This is a genomic window from Loktanella sp. PT4BL, assembly GCF_003201935.1.
In the GTDB taxonomy this organism is placed as follows: Bacteria; Pseudomonadota; Alphaproteobacteria; order Rhodobacterales; family Rhodobacteraceae; genus Yoonia.
On sequence record NZ_QJJL01000002.1, the window covers coordinates 506934 to 524205 of the forward strand.

The 17272-nt window shown below is 59.5% G+C and carries 19 protein-coding genes; 10 read left to right on the plus strand and 9 right to left on the minus strand.

Translation table 11 applies throughout. The annotated features are described in order from the left end of the window. Window positions 1-78 precede the first annotated feature (78 nt). From C7964_RS07415 to lexA, 7 genes are all read left to right on the plus strand, one after another. Window positions 79-660, plus strand: a complete 582-nt coding sequence (locus tag C7964_RS07415) for an anthranilate synthase component II (protein ID WP_110279025.1) — start codon at window positions 79-81, stop codon at window positions 658-660. Continuing rightward, entirely contained in the window at window positions 657-1673 is a 1017-nt protein-coding gene (trpD, locus tag C7964_RS07420) for an anthranilate phosphoribosyltransferase (protein ID WP_110279026.1), read from the plus strand. The genes C7964_RS07415 and trpD overlap by 4 nt, the downstream gene beginning before the upstream one ends. Beyond that, entirely contained in the window at window positions 1673-2314 is a 642-nt protein-coding gene (locus C7964_RS07425; protein ID WP_110279027.1) for a uracil-DNA glycosylase, read from the plus strand. The genes trpD and C7964_RS07425 overlap by 1 nt, the downstream gene beginning before the upstream one ends. After that, a complete protein-coding gene (trpC, locus tag C7964_RS07430) occupies window positions 2311-3117 on the plus strand; it encodes an indole-3-glycerol phosphate synthase TrpC (RefSeq protein WP_110279028.1) in 807 nt (268 codons plus the stop codon). Before C7964_RS07425 ends, trpC begins: the two co-directional genes overlap by 4 nt. Next, a complete protein-coding gene (gene moaC / locus C7964_RS07435) occupies window positions 3117-3593 on the plus strand; it encodes a cyclic pyranopterin monophosphate synthase MoaC (RefSeq protein ID WP_110279029.1) in 477 nt (158 codons plus the stop codon). Before trpC ends, moaC begins: the two co-directional genes overlap by 1 nt. Continuing rightward, the gene (locus tag C7964_RS07440) at window positions 3590-4762 is read left to right on the plus strand and encodes a molybdopterin molybdotransferase MoeA (protein ID WP_110279030.1); all 1173 of its coding nucleotides are present in this window, start codon (window positions 3590-3592) and stop codon (window positions 4760-4762) included. The genes moaC and C7964_RS07440 overlap by 4 nt, the downstream gene beginning before the upstream one ends. Window positions 4763-4893: 131 nt before the next feature. Then, the gene (gene lexA, locus C7964_RS07445) at window positions 4894-5580 is read left to right on the plus strand and encodes a transcriptional repressor LexA (protein WP_110279031.1); all 687 of its coding nucleotides are present in this window, start codon (window positions 4894-4896) and stop codon (window positions 5578-5580) included. 12 nt (window positions 5581-5592) lie between these two features. On the opposite strand, the gene C7964_RS07450 is transcribed toward lexA, so the two are convergent. Next, on the minus strand, window positions 5593-7704 hold the full coding sequence (locus C7964_RS07450) for a ComEC/Rec2 family competence protein (RefSeq protein ID WP_286163832.1): 2112 nt from the start codon (window positions 7702-7704) through the stop codon (window positions 5593-5595). 83 nt (window positions 7705-7787) lie between these two features. Between C7964_RS07450 and gltX the strand changes: the two genes are divergently transcribed. From gltX to C7964_RS07465, 3 genes are all read left to right on the plus strand, one after another. Continuing rightward, window positions 7788-9182 (plus strand): glutamate--tRNA ligase, encoded by a 1395-nt coding sequence (gene gltX / locus C7964_RS07455; protein WP_181417130.1) that lies wholly within the window; start codon window positions 7788-7790, stop codon window positions 9180-9182. A 98-nt stretch (window positions 9183-9280) separates the two neighbouring features. Then, a complete protein-coding gene (locus C7964_RS07460; RefSeq protein WP_110279034.1) occupies window positions 9281-10576 on the plus strand; it encodes a citrate synthase in 1296 nt (431 codons plus the stop codon). 36 nt (window positions 10577-10612) lie between these two features. After that, window positions 10613-11110: a GNAT family N-acetyltransferase gene (locus C7964_RS07465; RefSeq protein ID WP_110279035.1), complete on the plus strand. Its 498-nt coding sequence runs from the start codon at window positions 10613-10615 to the stop codon at window positions 11108-11110. On the opposite strand, the gene C7964_RS07470 is transcribed toward C7964_RS07465, so the two are convergent. The 8 genes from C7964_RS07470 to argC all read right to left on the minus strand — a co-directional run bounded on the left by C7964_RS07470 (window position 11095) and on the right by argC (window position 17266). Beyond that, window positions 11095-11871, minus strand: a complete 777-nt coding sequence (locus C7964_RS07470) for an enoyl-CoA hydratase-related protein (protein ID WP_110279036.1) — start codon at window positions 11869-11871, stop codon at window positions 11095-11097. The two genes, C7964_RS07465 and C7964_RS07470, sit on opposite strands and share 16 nt — an antisense overlap. A 69-nt stretch (window positions 11872-11940) precedes the next feature. Next, a complete protein-coding gene (locus tag C7964_RS07475) occupies window positions 11941-12381 on the minus strand; it encodes a cytochrome c-type biogenesis protein (protein ID WP_110279037.1) in 441 nt (146 codons plus the stop codon). Next, the gene (locus C7964_RS07480; RefSeq protein WP_110279038.1) at window positions 12378-14354 is read right to left on the minus strand and encodes a heme lyase CcmF/NrfE family subunit; all 1977 of its coding nucleotides are present in this window, start codon (window positions 14352-14354) and stop codon (window positions 12378-12380) included. Before C7964_RS07480 ends, C7964_RS07475 begins: the two co-directional genes overlap by 4 nt. Window positions 14355-14429: 75 nt before the next feature. Further along, window positions 14430-14633 carry a pseudouridine synthase gene (locus tag C7964_RS07485; RefSeq protein ID WP_055292571.1) on the minus strand — a complete coding sequence of 68 codons (204 nt, stop codon included), beginning with the start codon at window positions 14631-14633 and terminating at the stop codon, window positions 14430-14432. Then, the gene (locus C7964_RS07490; protein WP_110279039.1) at window positions 14623-15123 is read right to left on the minus strand and encodes a holin family protein; all 501 of its coding nucleotides are present in this window, start codon (window positions 15121-15123) and stop codon (window positions 14623-14625) included. Before C7964_RS07490 ends, C7964_RS07485 begins: the two co-directional genes overlap by 11 nt. Next, on the minus strand, window positions 15114-15725 hold the full coding sequence (locus C7964_RS07495) for a holin-associated N-acetylmuramidase (RefSeq protein WP_110279040.1): 612 nt from the start codon (window positions 15723-15725) through the stop codon (window positions 15114-15116). Before C7964_RS07495 ends, C7964_RS07490 begins: the two co-directional genes overlap by 10 nt. A 45-nt stretch (window positions 15726-15770) precedes the next feature. Beyond that, window positions 15771-16241: a cytochrome c maturation protein CcmE gene (gene ccmE, locus C7964_RS07500; RefSeq protein WP_110279041.1), complete on the minus strand. Its 471-nt coding sequence runs from the start codon at window positions 16239-16241 to the stop codon at window positions 15771-15773. Further along, window positions 16238-17266: an N-acetyl-gamma-glutamyl-phosphate reductase gene (gene argC / locus C7964_RS07505; protein ID WP_110279042.1), complete on the minus strand. Its 1029-nt coding sequence runs from the start codon at window positions 17264-17266 to the stop codon at window positions 16238-16240. The genes ccmE and argC overlap by 4 nt, the downstream gene beginning before the upstream one ends. Window positions 17267-17272: the final 6 nt, after the last annotated feature.

A 17272-nucleotide genomic window follows, 5' to 3' on the forward strand; every position in this document is an offset into this window, starting at 1 on the left:
GGCCCATGTATGGCGGGCTTATACCGTTCACTTCACCGGAAACGGTAGCCCTTTTTGTCACATGCGCGGGTTTTTACTATGCTGCTTCTGATCGATAACTATGACAGCTTTACCTATAATCTGGTCCATTATCTGGGCGAGCTGGGTGCGGAAGTCGTGGTCAAACGCAATGACGCGCTTGATGTGCAGGAAGCGATGGCCATGCGCCCCGAAGCGATCATGCTGTCGCCTGGTCCCTGTGATCCGGCACAGGCGGGTATTTGTCTCGCACTCGTGCATGCCGCAGCTGAGGTGAAGATGCCGCTGATGGGTGTCTGCCTTGGCCATCAGGCAATTGGCGAGGCCTTCGGCGGCAATGTCGTGCGGTGCCATGAAATCGTCCACGGCAAAATGGGTGCGATGCATCATACCGGCAAAGGGCTCTTTGCCGGACTGCCAAGCCCCTTTGAGGCCACGCGCTATCATTCGCTGGTGGTGGACCGCGCCAGCCTGCCCGACTGCCTTGAGATCACGGCAGAGCTGGAAGACGGCACCATCATGGGCCTGCAACACCGCGACCTGCCGATCCACGGCGTGCAATTCCACCCAGAAAGCATCCGGTCCGAACACGGCCATCAGCTTCTCCAGAACTTTCTTGCCAACACGAAGGTACCCGCATGAGTGACGCAATGAAGCCGCTGATTTTCGCAGCCTCCGAAGGTCCGCTGTCGCGGTCGCAGGCGGAAGAGGCCTTCGGCTATCTCTTTGAAGGGGCCGCGACCCCTGCGCAAATTGGCGGGTTTCTGATGGCGCTGCGTGCGCGCGGCGAATCTGTCTCCGAATACGCCGCTGCCGCTGCCGTCATGCGCGCGCATTGCATCCCCGTCAAAGCACCCGAGGGCGCGATGGATATCGTTGGCACGGGGGGTGATGGCAAACACACGCTGAATATCTCGACCGCGACCGCCTTTGTTGTGGCTGGTGCCGGCGTGCCGGTTGCCAAACACGGCAACCGGAACCTGTCATCGAAATCGGGCACCGCAGATGTGCAGGGCGCGCTTGGCATCAACGTCATGGTTGGCCCTGAGATCGTGGAACGCGCCATCGCCGAGGCAGGTATTGGTTTCATGATGGCGCCGATACATCATCCGGCGATGAAACATGTGGGGCCTATCCGCGTGGAACTTGGATCAAAAACGATCTTCAACATTTTGGGACCATTGACTAATCCCGCAGGTGTGAAGCGCCAACTAACCGGCGCTTTCGCCCCTGACCTGATCTTTCCCATGGCCGAAACCCTGCAACAGCTTGGCACAGAGAAAGCATGGCTGGTCCACGGCAGCGACGGCACCGACGAGATCACGATCTGCGGCCCCACGGCTGTCGCGGCCCTTGAGGACGGCAAGATCAGGTCCCGCGAAATCCACCCAGAGGATGCGGGCCTTCCGGTCCATAGTTTCCGCGATATCATCGGGGGTACGCCCGAAGAAAATGCCGCGGCCCTGTCGGCCTTGCTCGATGGCGCGACAGGCGCGTACCGTGACGCCGTGCTTTTGAACGCCGCAGCCGCCTTGGTCGTGGCCGACAAAGCCGGTGATCTGAAAGAAGGGGTTGAACTTGCCCGCGACAGCATCGACAGCGGCAAAGCCAAAAAGGCGCTCGCAACACTGGCACGGATTACCTCTGCCGCGTGATGTTTGATCTGACGGATCTTGGCGCGTGGGATGATCTGCCGTTTTTTGCACAGGACCTGCCGGAGATAGCCGCCCGGATTGAGGGGGATCTGCTGCCGCCTCCTGCGCTCACCTTTGCCGCCCTCAAACGCACCCAACCCGATGACACCCGTGTCGTGATCCTCGGCCAGGACCCCTATCATACCCCCGGCAAAGCCGGTGGTCTGGCGTTTTCCATTCCAGATGACTTTGGCGGACGCCTTGACAGCCTGGGCAATATTTTCAAGGAAATTCAGACTGATACAGGCCATGTCCGCACCAAGACCGGCCTTCAGGACTGGGCAGACCAGGGCGTTTTGCTGCTCAATACAGCCCTTACAGTGCCACCGGGCCAACCCAAAGCCCACGCCCGACTGGGCTGGTCAACGCTGGTCACCCAAGCGCTGAAACGTCTCGACGATCACCCCCGCGCCTTTATCCTGTGGGGCGCACCTGCACAGGCCTATGCCAAACACCTTGGCCCCGATCACCTGATCCTGCGCGCACCGCACCCGTCCCCGCTTTCGGCGCATCGCGGGTTTTTCGGGTCGCGCCCATTTTCAAAGGTGAACCAGTGGCTTATTGAACAAGGCCAAGAGCCAATCAACTGGGCGGACCCATGAGCGATATTCTCGAAAAGATCAAAACATACAAACTCGCCGATGTGGCCGCGCGCAAAGCAGCGGTTCCTCTGGCCGAGGTCGAAGCCCGCGCCAAAGAAGCCCCGCCGACACGCGGTTTCGCCGATGCGCTGGCGGGCGCCATCCGTGAAGGGTATGGCCTGATCGCAGAAATCAAGAAAGCCAGCCCTTCAAAGGGCCTGATCCGTGCCGATTTCGACCCGCCCGCGCTTGCCAAAGCTTACGCCGAAGGGGGGGCCACCTGCCTGTCCGTCCTCACCGACGGCCCCTCTTTCCAAGGCGACGACAGCTATCTGACCGCGGCCCGCAGCGCCGTCGATCTACCCGCCCTGCGCAAGGATTTCATGTATGACACCTATCAGGTCGCCGAGGCCCGCGCCCTGCACGCCGACTGCATCCTGATCATCATGGCGAGCGTCAGCGACGCCCAGGCGCAAGAGTTGGAAGAGGCCGCCTTTGCATGGGATATGGATGTGCTGATCGAAGTGCATGACGCGGCAGAACTGGAACGCGCCACACTGCTGAAATCTCCGCTGATGGGGATCAATAACCGCAACCTGAAAACCTTTGAAACCACGCTCGATACCACCCGCACCCTGTCCAAACTGGTGCCCGCAGACCGCATGATCGTCTGCGAAAGCGGCCTGAACACGCCCGAGGAACTGGCTGATATGGCCCGCTACGGCGCGCGTGCGTTCCTGATCGGTGAAAGCCTGATGCGGCAGGATGATGTGGCCACAGCCACCCGGATCCTGCTTGCCAATCCAGCCACAGGGGGCTTGTGATGTCAGGGCTTTCGCATTTCGATTCCGACGGCAAAGCGCATATGGTCGATGTTTCGGATAAACCCGTGACCGCGCGCACGGCGATTGCGGAAGGCTATATCAGGATGGCGCCCGCGACGCTCACACTGATTACCGAAGGCCGCGCCGACAAGGGTGATGTGCTGGGGATCGCGCGGATCGCAGGGATCATGGGCGCCAAGAAAACCGCCGATCTGATCCCGCTCTGCCACCCTTTGCCGATCACAAAGGTCGCGCTTGATCTGACGCCGGACACCGCCCTGCCCGGTATCCGGATTACCGCCACTGTAAAGACAGGCGGTCAAACCGGTGTCGAGATGGAGGCGCTCACGGCCGTCAACATCGCAGCCCTGACCGTTTACGACATGGTCAAAGCCGTACAAAAAGATATGGAAATCGGCGGCATGCGGCTCACCTTCAAGGACGGCGGCAAATCGGGACGGTTCGAAAACCCATGATTTCGGTCGATGAGGCCCTTTCCCATCTCTTCGCGCTGACCACACCGCTGGACGCCGAAGACGTTCCGCTGATCAGGGCGGACGGCCGTGTGCTGGCAAAAGACGCATATGCCACGCGCAACCAGCCCCCTTTCGCCGCCTCCGCAATGGATGGTTATGCGGTTGACGCCAAATCCATTAAAGCCGGCCAGACCTATGAGGTCATCGGCGAGGCTGCCGCTGGCCATGCTTGGCAGGGTAAGGTTGGTCCGGCGCAGGCTGTGCGTATCTTCACCGGCGCGCCCTTACCCGAAGGAACCGATCACGTCATTATTCAGGAAAACGTCACGCGCGCGGGCGACACAATCACCCTAGATGACAGCGCCAATGACACCCCCTTCGTGCGGCCTGCCGGTGCCGATTTCAAAGCAGGCGATGCCATCCGCGCGCCGCGTGTGCTCACCCCGTCCGATATCGCCCTGCTCGCGTCGATGAACATCGCAACCGTGTCTGTCACCCGCAGGCCATCGGTCGCCATTATCGCAACAGGCGATGAACTCGTCCAACCGGGCGAGACACCGGGGCCGGATCAGATCATCGCCTCGAACAGCTACGGGCTCGCAGCGCTTATCCGCCAGCTTGGCGCCGACCCGCGTCTGCTCCCGATTGCGCGCGACACCCGCGCGTCGCTCGCGCTGGCCTTTGATCTGGCCGCGGATGCAGACCTCATTGTCACAATCGGGGGTGCCTCCGTCGGTGATCATGATCTGGTGGGCGAAGTCGCCACCGACAAAGGCATGGACCGCGCCTTTTACAAAGTCGCCATGCGCCCGGGCAAACCGCTGATGGCAGGGCGCATGGGCCGCACCACAATGATCGGCCTACCCGGCAACCCTGTCTCTGCCATGGTCTGCGGGCATGTGTTTCTCGCCCCAATGATCCGCAAAATGCTGGGGATGGGCGCGCAGCCTGCCCTGCGCGAAACCCACGCTCTCGCCAAACCCGCCCCCGCCAACGGGCCCCGAGAACACTACATGCGCGCGCATCTCGGCCCTGAGGGTGTCACGATTTTTGACCGTCAGGACAGCGCGCTGCTCACCGTGCTGGCCGAGGCCAATTGCCTTGCCGTGCGCCCGATCAACGATCCCGCCCGCGACACTGGCGACCAGATCGAAATCATCCGCCTCTGAACCTGGACTTTCCATGTCCCATCAAACTTCCGCCGGAGGCATCCCGGACTATCCGCACGGAACAGCCATCAGTTGACACAAAACAAGAACATGCATAGAACATATGCAAAACGTGGTAATGGAGCAGTCATATGTTGACGAAAAAACAGCTCGATCTTCTGGAGTTCATTCACAAGCGTGTCCAGCGCGATGGTGTCCCGCCCAGTTTCGATGAAATGAAAGAAGCGCTCGATCTGCGCTCCAAGTCCGGTATCCACCGTCTGATTACCGCACTGGAAGAACGTGGTTTCATCCGGCGTTTGGCGCACCGCGCCCGTGCGCTTGAGATCGTGAAACTGCCGGATGCGATGCAGGGCAAGACCGGTTTCCAGCCGCGCGTCATTGACGGGGACAAACCCGACAGCACCCCCGCTGCCGCGATGGCCGTTGAATCCGGTGCGATCGAATTGCCGATGATGGGCCGCATTGCTGCAGGTGTCCCGATCGAGGCAATCAGCGAAGCCTCGCACAACGTCTCTGTGCCGCAGTCCATGCTGGGCAGCGGCGATCACTACGCGCTTGAAGTCAAAGGCGATTCGATGATCGAGGCGGGCATCAACGACGGCGATGTCGTCGTGATCCGTGAAACTTCCGTTGCCGATAACGGTGATATCGTAGTGGCCCTTGTTGAAGGCCATGAAGCCACGCTGAAACGGTTCCGCCGCAACGGCTCTGCTATCGCACTTGAGGCTGCGAACCCTGCCTATGAAACACGGGTGTTCCGTGATGATCAGGTCAAGGTCCAAGGCCGATTGGTCGGCCTGATCCGCACCTACTAGGGGCGCTCCAATTCATCTCGGAAGGGTCGCTTCGGCGGCCCTTTTTTGTTGTGCATAAGGGAGCGTGACGGGCGCGGGCCATGGTCCTTGCCAACTGTTCCACGGGCGCTGCCCTGTCATCTGATGTGCCGTCGTGATCCGCAAGTCACCATTCCCCGCCACATCCAGCGCCAAAGCGCCCGTGTTGCGCAACCGCGCCACATTATAGACCGCGCAGGGACGCGGCCCTGCATCAATCTGGTTGCTGATCAGCACATCGGCCCCATCACAGTCCCGCAATGCCGCGAGAGCTGTTTTGCCGGATACCTGCAACACCTGCCATCCACCCAGATCGGCCCGCGTGACACGCCCCTCGGTCAAGAGCCCGTCACGCGCGGCGGCCACCTCTTGGGCCACGGGCGCGCCATCATTCTCAAGCCAGATATCCGCCACAAAACCATTGCCAGTGGGCTTGGACAGCGCCCGCCCTTCAGCTCCATTCAGCCCAATCAGCGCCCCGCTATCGGCAACAAGCAGCGCGGCGCGCGATGTCTGTTGCCAAAGCACAGCGGCCAGCAAAACGACTGCAATCCCGATCAACCGCCCGCGTCCCACGATCAGCACACAAGCCAGAAGCCCAATGGCCAAGAGCGGCAAGACATACCAATCCGGCGCCACAACATGCCCCAACGCCCCCTCTTGTGCGGATACGGTCCGCGCCACCCACAGGATCCAGCGCAGGCCGAGATCCATCAACCCAAGCCCGATCCACCACAGACCCAAAGGTGCAAGGCAGACCGCCAGCACCGCCGCGGGCATCACCAGAACACCCATCAACGGCACGCTCAGAACATTGGCGATCAATCCGTAGTGGGCAATCTGGTTGAAATGTGCCGCAGCGAAAGGTGCTGTCGCAATCCCCGCAATAAAGGATGACAGGATCACGGACAGAACCGCTCGCGCCCATCGCGGCAGGCGGCGCAAATCAACCTTTCGCAGCGCCCCGAACGCCACGACAAGTGCCGTAGTGGCCGCAAATGACATCTGGAAACCCGGCCCGATCAGGGCCTCGGGTTGCCACAACAGCACGAGAATTGCTGCAATCGCAACCGCCCGCAGTGTCAGCGCCTTGCGCCCCAGCAAGACTGCAACCAGCATAACCGCAACCATGATATAGGCGCGCTCGGTGGAAACGCTGCCCCCCGAGAGGGCCAGATAGAACGCCCCCACGGCCAGCGCACAGACTGCAGCGATCTTCTTGGTGGGCCAACGCAAGGCGATGCCGGGGATCAATGCCAAACCATAGCGGACGACCGCAAAGATAAAGCCCGTCAAAAGCCCCATATGCAGTCCGGAAATGGCCAAGAGATGCGCAAGATTGGAGGTCCGCAAATCGCGCAACGTCTCTTGCCCCATACCGGAGCGGTCACCGGTCATGATGGCAGCGGCAAAAGCCCCCGCCTCGCCCGGGATGGAAGCTTGCACCGCGCGCGACACCGCCATGCGCAGCGCAAAAAGACGTGCGGCAACGGTGGTATTATCGGCCGCGATCAAGCGCAGGACGGGGGTGCGCGTATAGCCCACAGCGCCCAGTTGCATGAACCATGCATGGCGTTGAAAATCAAACCCGCCCGGCTCTGCGGGCCCTGCGGGCGGTGACAGATGCCCCGTCAGGATGATCACATCGCCGGGGGTAAACACCGCAAGCGGTTGTTGTCCGTGGACCGACACACGCACATGGTGCGGTGTGCGGTCAGGCGACATGCGTTCAAGAACCACCCGGTCCAGCGTCAGCCGCACCGCATCGCTGGCCGAGCGATCAATATTCACGATCCGGCCCTCGATTGCCCCATAATAGCGAAAGGTCAGGACCGGCGCCTCGACCGCCGCAACACGCAGCTTGGCAACGCCCGCGCCTGCGACCACCAGAACAAGAGCCATCAGCAAAGGCGCAAAAGCCGTGGGCACCAGACGTGAAGCAAGCAGCAAACCGGCCGCAGCAATGGTGAAACCGGCCATAAGCAAGACATCTGGTTCAAAAGACAGTGCAAAATAGGTGCCGATACCAACGCCGAGACACACAGGCACCCAGCCGATCAATTGCCCGCGTTGCGCCAGAAGTGCGTCCTCGATCCGCGCACGCACTTGTCCTTCACCCCGCAGTCTTCTATCCCACGTCCAAGCCGGGATCTTACCGGAAAGCTGGTTAGCGAAAGGTTAATATACCCATGTCTGTTGTCACACGCTTCGCCCCGTCCCCCACTGGCGCCTTGCATATCGGGGGCGCGCGCACGGCCTTGTTTAACTGGCTTTACGCCCGCGGACATGGCGGCACATTCCTGCTGCGGATCGAGGACACGGACAAAGCGCGTTCCACAGACGAAAACCGCCAGGCGATCCTTGATGGTCTGACATGGCTGGGCCTTGACTGGGATGGCGAACCGACCAGCCAGGCCGCCAATGCCGACCGTCACGCGGCTGTTGCCCACGAACTGCTGGCCAAAGGCGCGGCCTATAAGTGCTTCAGCACTCAAGAGGAAATCGAAGCTTTCCGTGAAAAGGCCCGCGAGGAGAAGACATCCACCCTGTTCCGGTCACCATGGCGGGATGTGGCCGCAGCGGACCATCCTGATGCGCCCTACGTGATCCGCATCAAGGCCCCGCGCGACGGGCAGACAACGCTGCACGATGAGGTGCAAGGCGATGTGACATTCGCCAATAACCAGTTGGACGACATGATCCTGCTACGCTCGGACGGCACACCTGTCTATATGCTGGCGGTCGTGGTGGATGATCACGACATGGGCGTGACGCACGTTATCCGTGGCGACGACCACCTTGCCAATGCCTTCCGCCAGAACATGATCTACGAGGCGATGGGCTGGGCGAAACCGGTCCTTGCCCATATCCCGCTGATCTTTGGCCCTGACGGCAAGAAACTTTCAAAACGCCACGGGGCGACGGGTGCTGCCGAATATCAGGCGCTGGGGTATCCTGCGGCCGGAATGCGCAACTATCTGGCGCGTCTGGGGTGGAGCCACGGGGATGACGAGTTCTTCTCGGACGCGCAGGCCAAGGAATGGTTCGATCTGGACGGAATCGGCAAATCACCGGCCCGGTTCGATTTCAAAAAGCTCGAGAACATCTGCGGCCAGCATATTGCCGTCGCAGACGATGCTGCACTGCTGCAAGAAATGCAGGGTTACCTTGCGGCAACAGGGGCTGAGCCGTTCACCGAGGCACAAAAAAATGGCATGTTGAAAGCAATGTACTGCCTCAAAGAACGGGCCAAGACTTTTCCGGAACTGATTGAAAAGGCTCACTTTGTTCTGACGTCCCGCCCGATTGTACCGGACGAGAAGGCTGCAGCCAATCTGACTGATGTATTCCGTGGTATACTGGGAGAATTGACGCCGCAGTTGCAAAATGCTAGCTGGTCTCGTGACATCCTGGAAGGGGTCGTCGCATCCACTGCCGAAGCTCATGACATGAAACTAGGCAAGCTGGCCGGACCGTTACGGGCGGCTCTCGCTGGACGCGCGGTCTCACCGAGTGTGTTCGACATGATGTTGGTCCTCGGGCAAGATGAAACCATCGCCCGCCTGCAGGATGCCAGCCGCTGATATCTGCGTCATACACGCGTGATTATCCGCTGGTAACCAATGTTGATTGATGCTGCTGCTGCGACTGGATTGGTCGCAGGACCGAAAGGGAATGAAATATGGCTGACACTACTGATACCGCGAAGCTGACGCTCAAAGGCAAGACTTACGAATTGCCCGTATACTCCCCCACGGGCGGACCAGACGTGATTGATATCCGCAAGCTCTACGCCCAAGCCGATGTGTTCACCTATGACCCTGGCTTTACGTCCACAGCAGCCTGCGACAGCACCATCACATTTATTGATGGTGAAAAAGGCGTCCTGCTGCACCGTGGCTACCCGATTGACCAGCTGGCATCCCAGTCGCACTACCTCGAAGTCTGCTACCTGCTGCTTTACGGTGAGCTGCCGTCCTCGACCGAATTGGAAAAGTTCGAATCCCTCGTGACCAATCACACGATGATCCACGAACAGATGCACAACTTCTTCCGTGGTTTCCGCCGTGATGCGCACCCGATGGCCACGATGGTGGGTGTCGTCGGCGCGATGTCTGCATTCTATCACGACAGCACCGATATCAATGACCCGCACCAGCGCGAGGTCGCCACGATCCGTCTGATTGCCAAAATGCCAACCGTTGCGGCGATGGCCTACAAGTACTCCATCGGCCAGCCGTTTGTGTATCCACGCAATGATCTGGATTATGCCGCGAATTTTCTGCACATGTGCTTTGCTGTGCCCGCGCAGGAATACCACGTTGATCCTATCCTCGCGCGCGCGATGGACCGTATCTTCACGCTGCATGCCGATCACGAGCAAAACGCTTCGACCTCGACCGTGCGTCTGGCGTCTTCCTCTGGCGCCAACCCCTTTGCCTGTATCGCGGCCGGTATCGCCTGTCTTTGGGGCCCTGCCCATGGTGGCGCCAATCAGGCCTGTCTTGAGATGCTCAAGGAAATCGGCACCGTCGACCGTATCCCTGAGTTCATTGCACGCGCCAAGGACAAGAACGATCCTTACCGCCTGATGGGCTTTGGCCACCGCGTGTACAAGAACTTCGACCCGCGCGCGACTGTGATGAAGCAAAGTGCCGATGAGGTGCTGGAGCTTCTGGGTGTCGAAAACAACCCCGTGCTGCAAGTCGCCAAAGAGCTTGAGAAACAAGCGCTGGCCGATCCGTATTTTGCCGAAAAGAAGCTGTTCCCGAACGTCGACTTCTATTCCGGCATCATCCTTGAAGCGATGGGTTTCCCGACCTCGATGTTTACCCCGATCTTTGCCGTTGCCCGTACCGTGGGCTGGATTTCGCAATGGGCCGAACAGCTTGCCGATCCACAGTTGAAGATTGGCCGTCCGCGCCAGCTTTATCTGGGCGAGATGGAACGCAAATATGTCGATATCGAAAAGCGCTAAGATTTTGGGGCTGCCTTCGGGCAGCCCTTTTCATTCATGCCCCTTGTGACCAAACGCTTGGTCCTGCGCGCTGCGCGGCAAGGCGACCTGATGGATCTCCATGCGATCTTCAGTGATCCGCGCGCCATGCGCTATTGGTCGACACTACCCCACGACAGCCCCGCGCGCACACAGGAAAACCTTGACCGTTTGATCGCCCATGCCGACGGGTTGCTGACCTATTTCGTGATTGAAAAAGACGGACGCGTGATCGGGACCGCAGGCATGCATCAAGCCGATGAGGTGGGCTTTATCCTGCATCCGGAATATTGGCGGCAAGGCATCATATCCGAGGCGATGGGCGCGATCATTCCGCACCTCTTTGCCGTGACGGATCACGCGCAACTCACCGCTGACGCAGACCCCAGAAATTCAGCTTCTGTTGGTATCCTCAAATCACTGGGGTTCAAGGAGACCCACAGGGCAGAGCGGACATACTGCATCAACGGGGAATGGTCAGACAGCGTGTATTTCGCGCTTCAGCGGCCTTCGTAGACCGCTTTGCGCTTTTCCAGGAACGCGACAACACCTTCCTGAAAATCACGCGTCTTGCCGCAGCGCCCTTGCAGTTTTGCCTCCAGCGCCAGTTGCTCGTCCAATGAGTTCTCGAATGATCCACGGATGGCCTTTTTCAACTGCCGGTAAGCCACCGTCGGACCCTGTGCCAGATGGGCGGCGCGCCCGGCCACATGGTCTTTGAATGTCGCGGCGGGGGCGGTTTCATAGATCATCCCCCACTGCTCCGCCTGTTGCGCGCTGATCTTGTCGGCAAAAAGGGCGGCCCCCATCGCCTTGGCAGCGCCGATCTGGCGCGGCAACCAATAGGTGCCACCGGCGTCGGGGATCAGGCCGATACGGGTAAACGCCTGGATGAAATACGCATCCTCGGAAGCAATGACCACATCCGCCGCCAGTGCGAGGTTCGCCCCGGCCCCGGCTGCGGGACCGTTCACCGCCGCAATGGTCGGCACGCGGCAATCAAAGATCGCCTTCAGCATCGGCACATATTCATCGCGCAGGGTGCGTTCCAGATCAAGCGTCGCCGCACTGCCGCCATCGCCAAGATCCTGACCGGAACAGAACGCCCTGCCCGCCCCTGTCAGGACAACCACCCGCGCGTCTTTCTCGGCGGCTTTGAAGGCGTGGGTGATCTCGGCGCGCATCTGTGTGTTGAGCGCATTCATCATGTCGGGGCGGTTCAGCGTAATCTCTGCGACAGAATTGCGAATGGCGAAGTGAATGGCCTGATAGTCCATGAGCGGGATCCCTTAACAGTTTCCCGACACTCTAGTGAACTGATCCGTTTAGGAAAGCACTACGGCACGTCACGACCGCAGTATTTTCTCCAGTTCCGCTTGTTCGCTCTCGGATAAGGCTGGCGCTGTTTCGCGTTTGGCACGAATGGTGGACCACCCGACGCCCAGTGCGATCAGCAGCAGCACAGGTGCCGCAAGCCACAGCAGGATATTGGCACCCTCGGTCGTCGGCCGCAGCAAAACAAACTCACCATAGCGCGCAACCAGAAAATCAACCGCTTCTTCGTCTGTATCACCGGCAACCAGTCGTTCACGCAGCACGATCCGCAGTTCTTTGGCAAGGGCCGCGTTGCTGGCATCAATATTCTCGTTGCGGCAGACCGGACAACGCAGGCCCTGCGATAGATCCCGCGCGCGCTCTTCCAGAACAGGATCGTCAAGGATTTCACTGGGCTCGACGGACCAGACAGGCCCGCCGAGGAGGAGAAGAATGAGCAAAAGACGCTTCATTCCGCGGGCACCGCCCCGACAGGGTTTTTCTTGGCAGAAGCCGCGCCCACCCGCAAACGCCGGTCAGAGAGCGAGAAGCAGCCACCAAGCGCCATCAGGATCGCGCCGCCCCAAATCCAGTTCGCAAAGGGTTTGAGGTACACGCGCACCGCCCAGCCGCCATTTGCCTGCGGATCACCTACGACAACATAGATATCGCGTACAAAACCGTTCAAAATCGCGGCTTCGGTCGTGGGCATGTTCGCGACAGGATAGAACCGCTTTTCAGGGTGCAGATCGCCGACCTGCGTATCGCCGCGCCAGACCGACATATCGGCCATCGTGGTCATATAGTTCGGCCCTTGTAGTTGGTTGACGTCATCAAGACGGAACTCGAACTGGCCAACGGTCCATGCGTCGCCGATCTGGGCCACACGGATATCTTCCTTTTCCCACGCCAGCATCGCGGCGATACCAAAGATCGTCACACCCATCCCGATATGTGCCGTCGCCTTGCCCCAATCCGCGCGCGGCAGGCGCGCAATGCGGCGCAGGCGCGACATCAAACCGTCGCGACCACTGCGCAACCACAGATCAAGAAGGGCGCCACCAACGACCCAAACACCAAGTGCCACACCCACCGGCCCCAGGGCCGAGTTACCGCTTTGCACCGCGTAAACGAGTGCGGCAATGGCGACAGACAGCACAAGCCACCCCACCAGTGACTTTGACGCCCGCGCCAGATTTCCGCGCTTCCATGCCAGAAGCGACCCGAGCGGCAAGACAATCGCCAGCGCCACCATGAAGGGTGTAAAGGCCGCGTCAAAGAACGGTGGTCCCACGGAAAGCGTCCGGTCAAAGAGCATCTCGGCCACCAGTGGCCAGATCGTCCCGATGAACACCACAAAGCAGCTTACTGACAACAGGATGTTGTTCAGGATCAGCGCGCTTTCACGGCTGACGGTCGAGAAGACGCCCTTTGATTCCATCGCGCCTGCGCGGAAGGCAAAGAGTGTCAGCGCACCCCCAAGAAATACCGCGAGAATGATCAGGATCAGCATGCCGCGCTCCGGGTCGTTTGCAAAGGCATGCACCGAGGTCAGCACGCCCGAGCGCACAATGAACGCGCCAAGCAGCGAGAAGCCGAAGGCCATGATCGCCAGCAGAATTGTCCAGCTTTTCAGCGCCTCGCGCTTCTCGACCACAATGGCCGAGTGCAGCAAGGCGGCCGCGATCAGCCAAGGCATGAAAGAAGCGTTCTCGACCGGATCCCAGAACCAGAAACCACCCCAACCCAGCTCATAGTAGGCCCACCATGAGCCGAGCGCGATGCCAACGGTCAGGAACATCCAGGCCGCCAAGGTCCACGGACGGACCCAGCGACCCCAGGCGGCGTCAACGCGCCCCTCGATCAGGGCGGCAATCGCGAAAGAGAAAGACATGCTCAGGCCGACATAGCCGAGGTAAAGGAACGGCGGGTGAAAGGCCAAACCGGGGTCTTGCAAAAGCGGGTTCAGGTCACGCCCGTTCAGGGGTGGAACTTCCAACCGCAGGAACGGGTTCGAGGTGAACAAAACAAAAGCGAAAAACGCGACACCTATTGCCGCCTGCACCGACAGCACCCTTGCGCGCAATCGCGCCGGCAGGCCGTCACCAAACCACGCGGCACAAGCGCCAAAGAGCGTCAGGATCACCATCCAGAGCAGCATCGAGCCCTCATGGTTACCCCAAACACCCGTGATCTTGTAGATCATCGGCTTGTCGGTATGTGAATTCAGATAGACCAGCTGCAACGAAAAGTCGGATGTCACAAAGGCCCATGTCAGCACCGCAAAGGAAAATGCGGTGAGCAGGAATTGTACGGTGGCCGCGGGTTCGGCCATAGCCATCCAGCTTGCGTTGCCACGGTGCGCGCCGATCATCGGCACGATCATCTGGAAAATGGCAATGCCAAAAGCCAGAATCAGAGCGAAGTGTCCAAGTTCTATCAACATGAACTATAGATAACGCATTTATCTGGCAGGCAACATACCCGAGCAGTCACATATGCGGTACATTTTGGCGCAGGCCTATAGCGCCAGACCACCGCCCACAGCATAGGTCAGCCCGGCCATCAACAGCCCGCCAATTACAAGCCGTACCAACCATTTGAGCGTGTCTTCAATCGCCCCAAGACGGCGGGCCACATTGGCCCTGTGCACCTCATCCACCGCATTACGCATCTCAAGCGCGACGATACGGCGCTCGAGCTGGCTGGCCCAGTTATTCTCCATTTTTGGCCTGCCATTCCGACAGTGCCGGATTATCGGCGGGCCGTGCAGACGGAGCCTGCAGCGCCTTTGACACACTCAGGCTTTGCACCACAGAGCGTTGAAATTCCTGCGATTTCACCTGATGGCGTGCGCCAAAATAAAAACTTACAATCGCCCCCATCAGCCACCAGAGCGGTTCCGGCACCAGCGCAAGGCCCTCCATCCCCTTTGCAAACTGCGTGGGGTTTTGCAACGCCATCGCAAAGAGCCAGATTGTCCCCAACGCAAGCGCAGGACGCGGCAGACGGTTCAGCCCGTCAACGATCCGGTCAAAGAGCCCGCGCTGCGGGCGGGCAAACTCGGCGGCAAGCTGTGTCAGGCTGTCTGTGCGTGCCGACGCATCCCGCACCGCCCCGTTTTCCGCGTTTTCACGGAATATCTGTGCCGTCTCGACGATCACATTGCGATTATCGCCAAAGAGAAAAGACATCACGGTTGGAATCAGACCCATTGTGCAACCCTCGCTTTATGTTGTGCTTCTGTCAGGTGATAGCGGGCGGCAATGAATTCCTCGGCCCGCTTGATCCAACCGCCTTTGCCCCCGTCGCGGCGCATCGCGTATTTGCGGCTCGCCGGACGCCTGTCGGCCAAATCATAGTAATAGTTGCGCCGCGCAATCCCGTAGGCATCGACCAGATGATCGGGGGCAGCGGCCATCGCCTGACGCGTCGCCGCAACCGTTTTGGGCCCGATGATCCCGTCAATGGTCACCTCAATCCGCATATCACACAGCAAGCGTTGCAGGATTTTCACCGCATTGGCCCCTGCGTTCACATACATATCGAAAACACTGGCATGAAGCGGCACAGGCAGACGGTCAATCCGTGGCCCGCGAAAATAATGTTCCACAAAAATCGACACCGCATGGGCGCGTGTCAGCACGCGCACATCGCTGCTGTCAATCTGGCCGTCCTTCGTCAGATCAAGCCCCAAGCGGCGCATGGTATGCACCGTGACGCCAAAATTTGTCGGCCCGCCCGGATCATCTGGGTCGTTAACATAGCCGCCTTCGCGGTCCACGATATCGGTGGCAATTTCGGTGACTGTCGGCATCTTCGCCCCTTCCGTATGGATGGGGCAAAGCCTGCTCTCAATTGGTTAATTCGTGACGATAGCACCGTCCGGATCAACATAGAGACCCTGTTCCTTGAGCGCATCCAGCACTTCGGAAGGCATGTAGGTTTCATCATGTTTTGCAAGAATTTCAACAGCTTCAAAGCGGCCGTTGATGTAGTTCCCTTGCGCAACCATACCCTGACCCTCTTCAAACAGATCAGGCAGGATGCCGGTGTAGACCACAGGCACCACGGCGCCACCATCCGTCACTGAAAAGCTGACCTGCTCGCCCTGACCGCGCACGAGCGAGCCTTCGGCAACCAACCCGCCAATGCGGAAACGCTCATTGGGTGGCGGCGGTGCTTCGGTCACTTCTGAGGGTGAGCGGAAGAACTGGAAGCTGTCATCAGGCAGGAACCAGAGAAGAGCGAGAACCAGTGCCACACTGACGCCCGCCATCGACATCACCTGAACGCGGCGGCGCTTCTTAAGGCTCTTGAGACCACCCGTCATGGGAACACCGGCGCCATCATCAGGCCCTCTGTTTCCGGCAAGCCCAGCATCAGGTTGGCGTTCTGAATCGCCTGCCCCGAAGAACCCTTGGTCAGGTTATCAAGGGCTGCAATCACGATCGCGCGTCCCGGAATACGGTCGGCCACGACACCGATATGACAGAAGTTCGATGCCCGGATATGTTTGATCGACGGATGTTGTCCCATCGGTAGTACCTCAATAAACGGCTCATCCGCATAAGCGGCTTTCAACGTGTTATATATAACGTCAGGATCGCCTTGCACATAGGTGGTGGCCAAAATGCCGCGGTTGGCGGGAATCAGGTGTGGGGTGAACTGGATTTTCACAGGCCGACCGGCAATAGCCGAGAATTCCTGATCGAATTCACCAAGGTGCCGGTGCGTCCCCCCGACCGCATAGGCATGCGCCCCTTCTGACAATTCTGCGTGCAACAGGTTTTCCTTCAGACTGCGTCCTGCGCCCGATACTGCCGCTTTTAGATCAAGGATGATCTGATCCAGATCAATCACGCCCGCCTCAATCAACGGGCGCAGCACATATTGGCCTGTGGCCGCGTTACAGCCCGTGCCCGCAACCAGCCGTGCCGCTTTGATGTCTTCACGGTAAAACTCGGTCAGGCCATAAACCGCTTCTTTTTGCATCTCGGTCGCCGCATGGGCTTTGCCGTACCATTTTTCATAATCGGCAGGGTCGCGCAGACGGAAGTCCGCAGACAGATCGACGATTTTGAGCGTTTTGGGCAGTTCCGCAATCACGGCCTGCGATGTGGCATGTGGCAAAGCACAGAACACCAGATCGACACCGTCGAAATCCATGTCCTCAATGGTGGTCAGTACAGGCAGATCAAGGTGGCGCAGGTGCGGGAATACATCGGCCATGGCCATGCCCGCTTTGGAATTGCCCGACAGGCCCACGATTTGCAGGCCGGGGTGTGTTGCGATCAGGCGGACAAGTTCGGCACCGGTATAGCCGGAAGCGCCCAGAATGGCGACGTTATAGGTCATTTGGTT